11 protein-coding genes are annotated in these 14,200 nt (G+C 67.5%); 3 read left to right on the forward strand and 8 right to left on the reverse strand.

Annotated features, from left to right (window positions below; all coding sequences use genetic code 11):
• Window positions 1–60: 60 nt before the first annotated feature.
• Genes B0T44_RS06270 through B0T44_RS06280 form a run of 4 tightly spaced genes read right to left on the reverse strand, consistent with a single transcriptional unit; the run spans window position 61 to window position 5,024 of the window.
• Entirely contained in the window at window positions 61–1,518 is a 1,458-nt protein-coding gene (locus tag B0T44_RS06270) for an aldehyde dehydrogenase family protein (RefSeq protein WP_077115323.1), read from the reverse strand.
• A 33-nt stretch (window positions 1,519–1,551) separates the two neighbouring features.
• A complete protein-coding gene (locus tag B0T44_RS06275; RefSeq protein WP_077115467.1) occupies window positions 1,552–2,646 on the reverse strand; it encodes a Zn-dependent alcohol dehydrogenase in 1,095 nt (364 codons plus the stop codon).
• Entirely contained in the window at window positions 2,646–3,407 is a 762-nt protein-coding gene (locus B0T44_RS27870; protein WP_077115322.1) for an enoyl-CoA hydratase/isomerase family protein, read from the reverse strand. The genes B0T44_RS06275 and B0T44_RS27870 overlap by 1 nt, the downstream gene beginning before the upstream one ends.
• A 9-nt stretch (window positions 3,408–3,416) precedes the next feature.
• A complete protein-coding gene (locus B0T44_RS06280) occupies window positions 3,417–5,024 on the reverse strand; it encodes a class I adenylate-forming enzyme family protein (RefSeq protein ID WP_077115321.1) in 1,608 nt (535 codons plus the stop codon).
• A 280-nt stretch (window positions 5,025–5,304) separates the two neighbouring features.
• Here B0T44_RS06280 and B0T44_RS06285 point away from each other — a divergent pair, with 280 nt between their 5' ends.
• On the forward strand, window positions 5,305–5,982 hold the full coding sequence (locus tag B0T44_RS06285; RefSeq protein WP_077115320.1) for a TetR/AcrR family transcriptional regulator: 678 nt from the start codon (window positions 5,305–5,307) through the stop codon (window positions 5,980–5,982).
• 69 nt (window positions 5,983–6,051) lie between these two features.
• Here the strand turns inward: B0T44_RS06285 and B0T44_RS06290 are convergent, their stop codons facing one another.
• Genes B0T44_RS06290 through B0T44_RS06300 form a run of 3 tightly spaced genes read right to left on the reverse strand, consistent with a single transcriptional unit; the run spans window position 6,052 to window position 8,823 of the window.
• Entirely contained in the window at window positions 6,052–6,816 is a 765-nt protein-coding gene (locus B0T44_RS06290) for a gamma-glutamyl-gamma-aminobutyrate hydrolase family protein (protein ID WP_077115319.1), read from the reverse strand.
• The gene (locus B0T44_RS06295; RefSeq protein ID WP_077115318.1) at window positions 6,813–8,168 is read right to left on the reverse strand and encodes a glutamine synthetase family protein; all 1,356 of its coding nucleotides are present in this window, start codon (window positions 8,166–8,168) and stop codon (window positions 6,813–6,815) included. Before B0T44_RS06295 ends, B0T44_RS06290 begins: the two co-directional genes overlap by 4 nt.
• Window positions 8,161–8,823, reverse strand: coding sequence for a hypothetical protein (locus B0T44_RS06300; protein ID WP_077115317.1), 663 nt, complete (start codon window positions 8,821–8,823; stop codon window positions 8,161–8,163). The genes B0T44_RS06295 and B0T44_RS06300 overlap by 8 nt, the downstream gene beginning before the upstream one ends.
• A 155-nt stretch (window positions 8,824–8,978) precedes the next feature.
• Here B0T44_RS06300 and B0T44_RS06305 point away from each other — a divergent pair, with 155 nt between their 5' ends.
• The gene (locus B0T44_RS06305) at window positions 8,979–9,944 is read left to right on the forward strand and encodes an alpha/beta hydrolase (RefSeq protein ID WP_077115316.1); all 966 of its coding nucleotides are present in this window, start codon (window positions 8,979–8,981) and stop codon (window positions 9,942–9,944) included.
• 1,051 nt (window positions 9,945–10,995) lie between these two features.
• On the forward strand, window positions 10,996–12,450 hold the full coding sequence (locus tag B0T44_RS06310) for a stealth family protein (protein WP_425436885.1): 1,455 nt from the start codon (window positions 10,996–10,998) through the stop codon (window positions 12,448–12,450).
• Here the strand turns inward: B0T44_RS06310 and B0T44_RS06315 are convergent.
• Window positions 12,398–13,351: a phosphodiesterase gene (locus B0T44_RS06315; RefSeq protein WP_139347686.1), complete on the reverse strand. Its 954-nt coding sequence runs from the start codon at window positions 13,349–13,351 to the stop codon at window positions 12,398–12,400. The genes B0T44_RS06310 and B0T44_RS06315 overlap by 53 nt on opposite strands.
• Window positions 13,352–14,200: the final 849 nt, after the last annotated feature.

A 14,200-nucleotide genomic window follows, 5' to 3' on the forward strand; every position in this document is an offset into this window, starting at 1 on the left:
TGATAAGACCAGTGGTTCCGGTCACACGTCAAGGGGCGATGCGGAAGTAGTCCGTGATCGCTACATGGGCAGGTCGGGGGAATCGACGCCGACCACCCGATCGCCGCAGAACACCCGCACGGCCTCACCGGGAGCATGACCGCCGATTCCCGCACTGCCCCAAAAACTTTGGGCTGACCCGTCGGCCAGGTCGGCGACCTTGGCACCGTTGACGCGCACCTCACCCGCCAGCACCCGCGAGCCGACCTCGATGGCGCGGTCCAGGTCGCCGCCGAACACGTAGGCATCCAAACCCGACGGGTTGGCGTTGGCCACCCGCAGGGCGTCTTCGTCGGACTCCACGGCATGCAGGCTGATGAGCGGCCCGAACAGCTCGGCCGTCGCCAACGATGCGTCCACGCCCGTCACTACCGTCGGTGAGAGGAAGAAGCCGTCGAGGGCGGGAAGTTTCGCGGGCTGATGGATGGTGGCACCGTTGGCCCGCAGTCCCTCGATGCGGCTGCGCAAGGTGGCGAAATGCGGGGCGTTCGAGATCGGGCCGAGCTCGGTGCTCTCCTCGAGCGAGTTCCCGACCTCGAGATGGGAGATGCGCTCGAGCAGCGCCTCGAGCAGCGGTTCGACCAAGCTCGTGTGCGCAAGCACCTTGCCGGGGCCCTCGCACCACTGGCCGTTGAGCTTGGTCATCCCGTCGAGGATGCCGTCGGCGGTCACGTCGATGTCGGCGTCGTCCAGCACGAGGGCCGGGTTGTTGCCGCCGAGCTCGAGCTGCAGCACCTTGAAGTCCTCCGCGGCCGCGCGGGCGATGGCCCGACCCGCGTTCGGGCCACCGGTGAAGGAAACGACCTTCACCCGCGGATCGCCGGTGATGGCCGCGCCCACGTCACCCGCACCGTGCACGAGCTGCAGCGCACCGGCGGGCAATCCGGCCTTGACGAAGCTCTCGACAATGATCTGGGCACTGCTCGGCGCGTGCTCCGACGGCTTGAGGATGACGGGGCACCCTGCCGCAAGCGCGCTCACCATCTTCGCGGCAGGAATGAAACTGGGGCCGTTCCACGGGGTGAGGATGGCCGCGGGACCCCACGGGACCTTGTAGAGCCGCACGTCACGGCCACCGGCCTCCAGCGTGGTGCGCCGCGGGATGGCCCGCAGTTCCGCGGCGGCCGCACGGATTCGGTGCGGCAGGAACTGCGCGACCATGCGGGCTTTCGCGATCGGTACGCCGCTGGTGAGAGCATCGGTGCGGGCGATGTCCTCGAGCCGGGACTCGACGATATCGGCCGCGCGCTCGATGACGGAGGCGCGTTCCTCGCTCACCGCGTCGTCCCAGCGGTCGAAGCCGTAGGATTGTTCGGCGTGGCGCAGCGCGCGTTCCACGTCGTCGGGACGCGTGGTGACGGCGCGGTGCACGGGCAGGCCGGTATTGGGGTCGAGGTTCCAGGCGTCCGAGACCGTGGCGCACTCGGACCACTCGTCGGCGATGTAGTTGACCGGTTGGGGCAGTTGCGGATTCGTCATCTGAGGCTCTTTCGGTGCTCGGACGGGAAGGGGTCACACGGTGAGGTCGGCGACGATGCGGGTGACCTCGCCGGATTTCATCGCCTCGAAGCCCTTGTCGATGTCGCGGAACGGGATCACGTCGCTGACCATCTCGTCGAGCAGCAGGCGGCCCTGCAGGTACAGCCGGGCGAACTGGGCGATGTCCTCCTGCGCTTGACCCGAGCCCATGTAGGAACCGATGAGGCGCTTCTCACCGAAGAAGAAATCGGAGGCCGGGAGGGTCAGGTCGGTGCCGTCGGGTGCGATGCCGACCAGGCATGCCGTACCCGTGGCGCGCAGCACCGACAGCGCGGTGGCCGCGGTCCGCGCAGAACCGACGGCCTCGAACGAGTAGTCCACACCGTCGCCGAGCAGATTCCGGATCTCGGTCGCGACATCGGCCGCACCGTTCACGACGTGGGTGGCACCGTAGGTCCGGGCCGCCGCGAGCCGGGCGTCGTCGAGATCCACGGCGACGATCGCCGAAGCTCCGGCGAGCCGCGCCCCCTGGATGATGGCCGACCCGACACCGCCGCAGCCGATTACGGCAACGGTGGCACCGGGGCGCACCTGGGCACCACGGAACACGGCGCCGACACCGGTGATGACACAGCACGAGAGCAGGCAGCCCACATGTAGGCCCACCTCGTCGGGCACCTTCACCAGCGCGTTCTCACGCAGCAGGGTGTGGCGGGAGAACGCGCCGACGTCGCCGAGCCGGTGGACGACCTGACCGCCGGGCAGCTGGAAGGCGGGCCGGGGACGCCGCCGGATATGGGTCACGCGCTGACACTGGGTCGAGTGCCCGACCTGACAGTTGCGGCACAACCCGCACGAGGGGGTAAGGGCACCGACGACGCGGTCGCCGGGGCTCAGCGAGGTCACCGCGGAACCGACCGACTCGACCACGCCCGCCACTTCGTGCCCGACCACCACGGGCAGGTCCGCACCGACGGTGCCGGTCATGTAGTGCAGGTCGCTATGGCACAGACCGACGTTCGAGACCGCTAGGCGGACCTCGACGGGTTCCGGGTCGTCAACCAGGATCTCGGTGAACTCCAGCGGTTCGTTCACCGCGGTGAGAACTGCTGCTTCGGTGGTGATCATCATCGTCTCCGTTCGTTCTTCGATGTCCAGAAGCCCTCGATACCTTCGCTGAAAGCGCCGGACTCCCAGGCCTGGCGGGCGGCGTCGTCTTCGCGAGCGAACGCGGCCTCGATGTCCTCGGGGCGCGGCCGCAGCAGACCCAGGTGCAGTACGGTGATCCGGGGATCGGAGTTCCACTGCCGGACCACCTCGACCGCACGGCCGACCAGTGTTTCCGGGGCGACGATCTCGTCGAGCAGCCCGATACGCAGGGCCTCGTCGGCGCCTATCCGCTGCGAGCCGAGGATGATGCGCATGGCGTGGTTGCGGACCAGGCGGCCCATCAGGACGCTCGACGCGTTGGAGATGATGATCCCGCGGTGGTTCTCCGGCTGGAAGTACTCGGCGGCCGGGCTGCCGATCCGCCCGTCGCAGCACAGCGTAATCTCCGAGGCGCCGCCGACCGCGATCCCGTTCACGGCCGCGATCACCGGGATCTTCGTCTCGAGGATCGCGCGGGTGATGTCGTGGAAGGTCGCGACCGCCTCGCGGATCTCGTCGTAGGTGGTCGGCACCGTCTGCAGGTCCTCGCCCGCAGAGAAGGCCCGACCGGTACCCGTGAGCACGAGCCCGCGGACGAGATCACCCGTGCCGAAGTCGCGGATGGTCTGCGCGAGCAGCACCCGGGTCGCCACATCCAGCGCGTTCAGCTTCGCCGGTCGGTTCAGCGTGAGCACCGCGACGTCGTCATCGATGCGCACATCCACAAAGTTGTCGGTCATGTCCGGTCCTCAGTCGCGCGGCGGTTGCAGGTCGTAGGTGGTGCCGGGGTGCTCGGCAGCGCGCGCCTTCAGCGCCGGCTTGGACACCCGCTCGGACGGGGTGCGCGGGAAATCGGCGACGAACTCCACGTAGCGCGGGACCTTGAAGCGCGCCAATTGGTTTCGCGCGCCGACGACGATCCGCTGCGCGGTCTCCCGACTCTCCTCGACACCAGGGGCCAGCTGCACGAAGGCCTTGACCTCCTCGCCGAACAGGTCGTCCGGCACGCCGACGACGGCCGTCGCGATGACGCTGTCGTCGCGTTCGAGCACGCGTTCGACCTCGGCGCTGGCGATGTTCTCGCCGCCGCGGCGGACCATGTCCTTGATCCGGCCGACCAGACGGTAGCTGCCCGCCTCGCGGACGGCGACGTCGCCGGTGTGCAGCCAGCCGTCGCGCAGGACCTGCGCGGTGGCCTCGGGCCGGTTCCAGTAGCCGAGCATCATGGGTTTGCCCGAAGTGATCAGTTCGCCGGATCCACCCTCGGCGACCTCGCACCCCTGCGGGTCCACGACGCGGACCTGTTTGGTGGGAACCGGCTGCCCCAGCCGTCCGCTGCCGACGTCGGCGGTGGCCTCGGGCAAGCTCACCAGGTCGACACCGCTTTCGGTCATCCCGAAGATCTCCCGCCACGGTGCGCCCCAGCGCTGTTCGAGCTGCTCGTGCAGCCCGACGGGGATGGCCGAGCACAGCACGATGCGCAGGTCGTTGTCGCGGTCCGCAGGTGAGGGCGGTTGCTTGAACAGCAGCGTCGGCATCGAGCCGAGCACGTAGCAGAACGTGGCCCGGTGCTTGCGGACATCGGCCATGAAACCGGAGGCGGAGAACCGGGGAAGCACCACCAGCGGCGCGCCGATCGTCAGGCACAGCGAGGTGTTCCACTGCGGGTCCATGTAGGAGAACGGCTGCGAGGTGAGTGCCACGTCGTCGGGGCCGAGGCCGGTCGCGTTCGCGCAGATCCAGCCCAGCCGGGTCCAGTAGTCGTGGGTGAGCATGCAGGCCTTGGGGAACCCGGTTGTCCCCGAGGTGTATTGCAGGTTCGCGAGAGTTTCGCCCGTGATGTCCAGCGCGGGCCGGTCCGCCGGGTAGGCCGCGAGCTCGCCGGGCGATGCGGCTGCGACGGTGCGGATGTCGGCCAGTTCGCTGTTCGCCGCACGCACCTCGTCGACCAGCGGGGCGTGCTCGGCGTCGGTGAACAGCACCCGGGCGCCGGAATCCTGGAGGACGAATTCCAGATCAGCCCGCTGATAGGAGGAGTTCACCGGAACCGCCACCGCGCCTGCCTCGAGGATCGCCAGCCAGGCGATCGGCCACTGCACCACGTTGGGCAGCATGATCGCGACCCGGTCGCCCGGGCGGACACCGTCCTCGGTGACCAGCCGCTGAGCCAGCCGCGAGGCCCAGTCGTCGATCTCGGCGAAGGTCCACGACCCTTCCCCGAACCGGAGGAACTCACGGTCGGGAAAGCGGACGGCCTGGTCGGCCAGCAGGCCGACGAGGGTGTCGATCGGTGGGTCCACAGCCAGACGATCGAGCGCGATCGCACGTTCGGGGTGGACCGATTCGACTTGGGTCATGTCGTCCTCTTCGCGGGTAGCAGGTGGTAGGTCGTCGATCGACCTGCAGTCGCCGGCTCCGGCCTGCACGGCACGCACGCCGCAGGGCAGGGTTTGCAGCCACCAGTGAGTGGAAATGTGAGGCCTGCCATAACGGTAGCGATAGTGGGTCAATTGATCAAGGCGTATGACTAACTAAGCGAGACACACTCCCCGGGCGTGCTCGTGATGTGCTGTTCAGGCTGGTAATGTCAATATTGACTTGATCAATCGTTCAGTTCTGATTCGACAGGAGTACCGCATGGCTCGCATCCCCGCCGCCGAACGCCGCGCCGAACTGGTTGCCGCGGCCGTGCGCGTAATCGCCGCTCACGGGGTGGACGGAGCCACCACGCGCCGCATCGCGGAAGAGGCGAACGCTCCCCTGGCCACGCTGCACTACTGCTTCGATACCAAGGAGGTGCTGTTCGCGGCGGTCTTCGAGTACCTCGCCGGCGAGTATCGAAACGTGTTGCACCACAGCGATGTCCACAGCGACACACAGAGCACCGCTCGGGGGCTGTTACACGGCGTGCTGCAGTGGTACCGGGAGAACCCGAACTTCGGTGCCACCATCCTCGAGCTGATCAGCTGGGGTCAGCGTGAGGGCAAGCAGGCCGAGGTCGTCTACACCGAGGCCTTCGAGACCATGCGCACAATCCTCGAGGGCACCACTACCGCGGCGGGCCGACCGGTCGACCCGGACACGATCGACCAGCTGATCTATGTGGTAGCCGCCCTGTCCGACGGCTTCGCCCTCAACTGGCTGGTGTTCACCGACGCCGCCGCGGCGCAAGCACAGGTGGAGCTCACCCTCGGCGTGCTCGACGCGTGGATGGCGGCCAATCTCGGCGATGCCGCCGTGCCTGCCGCCCCGCCGGCGGACATCGCGCCCGAGCCGGACATGCGGTCGCTGGTGTCATGGGTACGCATGGATTGACCGCGCCCACTCAGCAGCGACTGTGGCCGCCCCCGGAAAAGGTGACGGCCCCAGTCGTTTCCGCTTCACTCAGCGCCGCTCGGCGGCCGCTTCGACGAGCCAGCGCAGCGCGCCGTCGTCAGTGACCATCCACTCGGGATGCCACTGCACCCCGAGCACGGGGGCCCCGGGGAGCTCGACGGACTCGACGACACCATCGTCGGTGCGACCGGTGACCACCAGCCCGGCGCCACAGACGTCGACCGCCTGATGGTGCCACGAGTTGGTCACCAGACGATCGCCGAACACCTTCTGGGCGATCGTGCCCGCATCGAAGGTGACCACGTGCTCAGGATCGCCGTCCGACAGCGGGCCCGCCGCCATGAGGTGCCGCACCCGCCCGACGGGCAGGTCGGGTATCAGCGTTCCGCCGAGGGTCACATTGAGCACCTGCATGCCGCGGCACACGCCGAGCAGCGGGATCTCCCGATCCAGCGCGACCCGCGTCAACGCGATCTCGAACTCGTCCCGGCTGAGGTCGTGGACAGAGGGGTCCGCCAGCGGATCGATGTCGTCGACCACCGACTCGTCGCCGCCCCAGCAGCTCGGATGCACGTCCTGACCGCCGGTGATCACCACACCGCTCAGCCAGTCACCGAGCGCCTCCGGGTCGGCATCGTAGGGCAACATCACCGGCACCCCACCGGCGCGCGCGATACTGTCCGCGAAATCGGAGATGAAGCTGTCGGTGAGGCGGTGACCATACCCCGGGTGGCTGCCCCTGACCAGCTCCATTCGGAACCGTCGGCCGGTCAGGCCGATCAGCGGTTTCACCCGGGCCGAGCGGGCGGTCATGGGAACTCGAAGTAGCGGTTGGACTCCCACTCCGACAGCTCGGCGAACGGATCGCCGCCCGTGGTGTGGAACTGCATCCACTCCCATCGGCGCGTACCCACCCAGTAGTCGACGAACTCGTCCCCGAGCTGTTCACGCAGGACCGGGTCCGCCTCGAGAGCAACGGCCGCCTTGGTGATGGTGTCCGGCAACCGCTCGAGGTCGGGCACACACCACGCCAGGTCGCTGACCGGCTCGGGCGGTTCGATTGCGCCGTCGAGGCCGGCGATCACTCCGGCGAGAACGGCCGCGACCGCGAGGTACAGGTTCGCGTCGGCGCCGGGAACGCGGTACTCGAGGCGAGAGTACGCCGGGTGCCCGCACACCGCACGCACTGCGGCGCTCTTGTTCGCGATGCCCCACGTGATCGTCGTCGGCGGGCCGCTCAGGTCGACCAAACGGCGGTAGGAGGTGATCTGCGGAAGCATGACCGACGCCGCGCCCCGCATCGTCGCGAGCAGTCCGCCGACCGCGTGCCGCATCGTCGGCGACGGCCCGTCCGCGGCGTAGAACGCGTTGACCCCGTCGCGCTGCAGGGACAGGTTGATGTGCAAAGCCTGGCCGTACCCGGCCGTCGGCTTGGCCAGGAAGGTCACGGTGTGACCGAGCTCGAAGGCCACCTCGCGCATCACCTGCCGGGCGCGAGCCCAGGCATCGCACACCGAGATCGGGTCACCGGGAACCAGGTTGAGTTCGACCTGCCCTGGCGCGTCCTCGTCGCTCCACGCCTCCCACTCGATGCCGATCTCGTCGAGGCGACGGGCGACCGCCGACATGTAGTGGATCCAGTCTTTCGACTTCGCGAGATGGTATGCGGTTCCAGCGGAACCGCCGAGCGGAGTCAGGTCGCGATATCCCTTGGCACGCGCCTCGTGGATGGACTCCTGGAACAGGGTCGCCTCGATCTCGACCGCGATGGTCGCGGTGAAACCACGGGCGGCGAGCCGGTCGACCAGCTTGCGGGCCAGGTTGCGCGGACAGACCCCGACCGGGGTGCCGTCGGCCTGCCAGTAGTCACCGATCACCGACTGCAGGCCCGGTTCCCACTGCACGAGCGTCGACATGTCGGGTCGGAACTGCAGGTCGGAGATGTGCCCACGCCACTCCGGGAAGGCGAAGCCGAAGATCGGCGCGTTGCCCAGGTCGAGGCCGAACAGCAGATCGGCCATCGCGAAGCCCGAGCCCGCGCTCGCGGCGAACTTCTTGGGCGCGAGGTTCTTGCCGAGGAATGATCCGTCGTGGTTGGTGGACTCCAGTCGGACCGTGTGCACATCGGCTTCGAAGTCCACTGCAGCGGTGGCGGTTTCAGACATCGTAACGAACCTTCCAGGATGCGGCGACCAGCATCGACAGCTGAGAGAACGTGCCGCGCACGCCGATGAGACCGGTGGACAGGGCTGCGACCAGATCGTCGGTGCCCGAGAAAATTCCGGCCAGCAGCTCCGGCGGGCCGGCGATGACGTAGTGGGTTTCCCCTTCGCCTACAACGACCTGATCCAGGCCTTCGGGGCCCTCCGTGGTCGCGACGAGCACGTCGGGAATGCCGGGGATCGACCGGGCCGCAGCCCAGAACGTCGCCGCAGCGGTCTTCCAGTCCGGCAGCGGCGGCGACAGCAGGGCGCTGGCCACGCCGGCGAACTCGCCGGCGCCAACAGGCTCGCCGACCGGGGCGAAGCGCTGGTTCAGGTCGACGGTCAGCGTGAGGTCGGGCTCGACGAACACACCGCTCGACACCGCGACGGTACCGTTGGCGATGCTGATCGTGGCAGCTTGCGGGGTGTCGTGGGAACGGACCGCGATCGCGCCTTCCAGCCCGCCAGGTAGGAGGGAGCTGTCGGCGCGGAGGGAATCGGTGATGGTCCGGCCGATCAGCCGGGTGATCGGACTGGCGTCGTCCTCGATCCGGATGTCGACCCCGCCGATCGCGTCAACCCCGCGCGTCGCGGGACCGATCGTCGTTTCGGTCATCTTGTTGTCCTTTCGATTCGACGAGATCGTGTGCGCGGTACACCGTCGACAGCGGATCCCACCTGGAACGTGAACTCATAGTCAATCGTCTAGGTCACATGACTACGATGGTGAGGTACAGATCACTTCTTGTCAACGACCAACGAGGTTTTCCCATGAACTACGACGCCCCCGCCTGGTGGGATCTGCTCGACGACCAGGCCGCGGCCGTGGCCCGGATGACCAAGCAGATCCTGCGGAAACCCCTGCACGAGCTGGGGCCGGAGCAGGCCCGCACGCTGGTGAACTCGAGCCCGTCCACCGAGCCGATCACGCCACTGGACCATGTCGAACAATTGACCGTGCCGACGCGTGCGGGCGCGATCGAGGCCCGCCTCTACCGCGCGAACGGTGCCACCGCCGGCACCGCCGCACCCGCCCTGGTCTACCTGCACGGCGGCGGCTTCGTCCTGGGCACCTTGGACGGCTCCGACGAACTGTGCCGCGCGATCGCCGCCGGATCCGGCTGGACGGTGGTGTCCTTCGAATACCGCCTGGCGCCGGAAAACCCGTACCCGGCAGCGCTGGAAGACTGTGGCGACGCCTACGCATGGCTGACCCGATCAGCACCGGAACTGGGCATCGCCCCGGATCGGATCGCCGTCGGCGGCGACTCCGCAGGCGGCAATCTCGCCGCAGCCCTATGCCTGCACCTCCGCGAGGCGGGCAGCACCCTGCCCGTGGCGCAAGTACTCGCCTACCCCGCCGTCGACGATACGTTCACCAGGCCGTCGTGGTCGGATTTCGCCGACGCGCCGCTGCTCGGCGCCGCGGACGCGCGCTGGTTGTGGGAGCAGTACGTCGGTGCCGGGCACCCGGGTGGCGATTACCTCGCGGCACCCATGCGCGCCGAGTCACTGCGCGATCTGCCGCCCGCGCTGATCATCACCGCGGAGGTCGACCCCATCCGCGACGACGCCGAGGCGTACGCGCAGCGGCTGCGGAGCGACGGCGTCCAGGTGTCGTCGACCAGGTACACCGGAGTCTTCCACGGCTTCTTCACCGAAGTCGCGGTGTTTGCGCAGGCCAAGCAAGCGATCGACGAGGTGTGCCAGTATCTGCGCGAGCTCGCGCGGACCTAGCCCGCTCCCCTGTCCACCTGCCCGATACCCACGCATCCGGACACCCGAAGGCAGCCACGACACACTCCACCTCAGAACCGCTCGACATCATCTGTGTCGGACATCTGTCTCGGAGCTGGCTTCTCCGGCTTCCAATCGCCCACCAGGCCAAGCAGAAAAACTGGCCGTTCGCCGGGTTCGAGACCGCGCCAGATGCCGGCAGCACCTGGGACTGGAACACCTACCCGGCGCCCGCTGCGAGGCTCCAACCCTCGCCACGCTCGAGGTCGGCGGCGGCGATCAGCGCATCGATCTCGGGGATTCCGGTGTGAGGATCGCCGTTTATGGTTTTCCGATCCACTGCTCGAAGACGGTTTCGATGACAACGGCCTGTTCGGCGTTTCCTGGCGCGGAGTAGCGCCGGTTTCGATGGAGGCGTGGCGGAAGCAGGGCTTGCAGCACCTGGGCGACGTCTGCGCCGCCCTGGCGCAGCCGGGTTCCGTAGGTGTGGCGCAGGGTGTGCGGTCGCAGGCGGTCGGTTCGGATGCTCGGCGGTGGAGCGCTTCGGAGAACGTCTCGGCCCTGGTGAGACTACCCTGGCCATTTTGCTGGAGATGTGCTCCAACCTGTGGTCGACAGCCGAGGGCCGGAGGAAGCGGAAGGATAGGGACGATCACCTGCACCGATTGACGGAATGCCGAATGCGTTGCATCATTCGTAACGGGTGCCCGGTGTTGTCTGGGGCACCCCCGGCGGCCGGTGGCCGTCCGGCTCGGGTGTCTGCTACGCGTGCTTCGCGACTTCCGCGCACGGTGCACCCGCTTCTATCCACGATGCTTCGGCGTCCGGCCGTGAGTGAGGTGAAAACGAAATGGTTTACCAGTCGTCTGGATTTCCGGTGATCAGTTCGCACCCACGCCTCGGCACCCTTCCGCATTTCTGAATGCCACCGCGCGGAGCGCGGTCCCGGCGCGTCGATGCCACAGCAATCGGCGCCGGACGCCGCTCGGCGCTGCGCCAGGAAGGAACGGAAACCAGCAGATGGACGGAAGTGGAGACAATCATGGTGGACATGGGCGCGATGAACTCGGGGGCGGTGGAGATCCGTACGCGGACGACGGCGGGAAACCTCGCCGTGTCGGCTGCGATGATCGAGGATTTCGGATACCTGCGAGCGGAGCTGGCGGCGGCGGAAGTGCCGTTTCTGCTCGTGCGCGGCAGCGAGCACCAGCTCGTGTTGGCCGCCGACGCGGCGCACTGCGCGATGGTGCACCGCGTGACGGCCGCCGCCGTGTCGGCGGGGTTTCGCTGCACAGAGTTGCGGCACAACGTATTCCGGCTCGGGCGTGATAGCGACCCGGCGCATCACGTCGACGTGGAACTGTGGGAGTACCACGGCGACACGGTGACCTGCCCGCGCCCCAACGCGCTGACCAGGACAGTCTTCGACCTCGCCGATGTCCAGCGCACCGAGGTGCGGCTGTTCGAGCGCAACTGGCCGACCTTGGTGGACATGTTCGCGCCGCAGCCCAGCGACGTCGGCTTCGACATCGACCTGGTGATTTCCTGGGTGGACGGTTCCGACCCCGAATTCCGCGCCCGCCGCGCCGGGATGCTCGCTCAAGTCGCGGTGGGCGAGGGCGACGAGGCAGACGCTAGGATCCGGCAGATCGACGAGGTGAAGTACGCCTTGCGCTCGGTGTACAAGAACGCGCCGTGGGTGCGCAAGATCTTCATCGCCACCGATTCGACGATGCCGGACTGGTTGACCACACATCCGAAGGTCACGGTGGTGCGTGCGGTGGAGCATTTCCGCGACACCACGGGCTTGCCGACCTTCAATTCGCACGCGGTGGAGTCGCAGTTGCAGCACATCGAAGGGCTCAGCGAGTACTTCCTGTACGCCAACGACGACATGTTCTTCGCGCGCCCCGTGCGGCCGTCGATGTTCTTCACCGCGGGCGGGGTGAGCCGGTTCATCGAGGCCGGCACCCGGATCGGACCAGGCCGCAACAACGAGCGGCGCAGCGGTTTCGAAAACGCCGCGCGAGTGAACCGAGCGCTGCTGGCCGAGCGCTTCGGCTATGTCATCACCCGGCACCTGGAACACACGCCGGTTCCGCTACGCCGCAGTGTGCTGCTGGAGATGGAAGAGGAGTTCGCGGCGGATTTCGTGCGCACGAGCGCGAGCCGCTTCCGGGCCGCCACCGATATCTCGGTGACCAACTCGCTGTATCACTACTATGCGCTGTTCACCGGTCGCGCAGTGCCGCAGGAGGCGGCGGAGGTGCGTTACGTCGACACGACCAGCCACGCCGGGTTGGCCATGTTGGACAGGTTGGCGCGCCACCGCGATGTGGATTTCTTCTGCCTCAACGACGGCAGCTTCCCCGAGGTCGCCGAGGCCGAGCGGGTACAGGTCGTCTCCGATTTCCTCGCCGAGTACTACCCGGAGCCCGCGCCGTGGGAGCAGCTCAGTGCACTGCCTCGTCGTCCGATTCCGGAGTCGACGCCTGGCGCCGCATGACGTGCGGGATGCGCGCGGCGGGCGGGATCACGATGCCCTCCTGCGCGAGACGCCGCTGTGCTTGCTCCGGCGTAGCGGGTGTGCCAACGGTGCGGCCTTGCTCGATGGGAACCACCGAGTGCACCACAGTATCCGGGTAGACGTGCACGTAGTTGAATGCCTGTGCACCGTCCCGGCCGCGCAGGCCACCCTGCTCGGCGCCGAGATCCTGGCTGTAGCAGGTAGCCGAGGCCACCGACACCGGGATGCCCGCGAAGGTCGCGCTGGTCGAGAAGTGCAGGTGGCCGGCGAGGATGGCCCGCACATCGCTGCCGTCGAGCACGTCGGCCAGCTTACGCTGGTCGCGCAGCTCCACGGCGACGGCGAGGTCGACCACACAAGGGATCGGTGGGTGATGCATGGCCAGGATGGTGCCGAACGGCGCCGGTTCGGCCAGCACCGAGCGCAGCCAGTCCAGCTGGTCGTCGGAGATCTCGCCGTAGTGGTGCCCGGGTACTGAGGTGTCCAGGCTGATGATGCGCAAGCCGTCGATCAGGTGCACGCGGTCCAGCGGCGAGGTCGATGCGTGCTCGCCGAGCAGTCGCGTGCGCAGTGTGCAGCGGTCGTCGTGGTTGCCTGCGACCCACACTATAGGCGCGGGCAAACAGTCAGCGAATGACTCGACGATGGCTTTGAGCTTGTCGTATGCGGCGGACTCACCCTGATCGGTGAGGTCGCCGGTGAACACGAGTGCGGTCGGCTGGATCCGGCTGGCCGCGGCCTGCTCGAGCAACTGACGTAACCGCAGGTCAGCGTCCACATCGCCGTACAGGGGTTGTTCGCCTGCGATGAGATGGGTGTCGCTGAAGTGGAACAACACGTGATCCGGACGCGGGTACTCCGCGACTCTGGTGGTGGACACCGGATCGAAAATCCCTCCCGGCGGATTGCCGCCATTGGCTTGATTCTGTCGTCAGAATAGCGGCGGATTACGAACAGGGTTCCCGACGCCCGGTGACGACATGCTTGCGAGAAAGTGAGCTCTAGGTGACGAATACCGTCTGAATCGGCCCGTGGGCTGGGGCGATTACCGGCCGCCGCGCGCATCGGACCATCATCTCGACATCCACGGCGAACAGTTAACTGTGAATCAACTCACTCTGTGCGGCGATGGCGGCCGACGTCGCGTGATCGGCGTCGGGCAGATGGAGCGCCGAGGGCGGTCGGCAGCACGGCGACGTCACCTGATGATCCGTCACGGGTAAGGAACCGGCTTCGGTTTCAGACCAGCGCCGTTCGACGTGAGGTGCTCAACGAGCCAGGTCCGGGCGCGGAGATCCCGTAGGAAGTGAGGAGCCCCAGGTCGCATACCCGAAGCAGAGGCGGCCCGGGGCGTTCGCTCCCAGGCGAGCATAGCTGCGGTAACCACCGTTGCGACCAGCTCCACGCGTGAGAATCTCGCCGCCTTGCGCACCGAGGAACGGCTGTCCCCTATCTCAAAGAAAGTGCCGGCGACATCGACAAGGCGCTGCAGCCGTACACGTGTAATGCGGTGACCTCGGCGGCATGCATGGAGGTCGAAACCACACGTGCCCAACGACGCAGGATCGACTCGAGTCGGGATTCACGCGGTCTGCGTAAGAGCGTCTCTACCACACTGGATCGGTTGCGGCTGTGCACGGGGTCTCCGGTGCTCAGTTGAATCTTGGTCGATCCACCAACTACCGGAGACCTCGCCGTAGCACCAACTTCCCTACCCGCACAACGGTTT

The sequence above is a fragment of the Nocardia donostiensis genome (assembly GCF_002081715.1).
Lineage (GTDB): Bacteria > Actinomycetota > Actinomycetes > Mycobacteriales > Mycobacteriaceae > Nocardia > Nocardia donostiensis.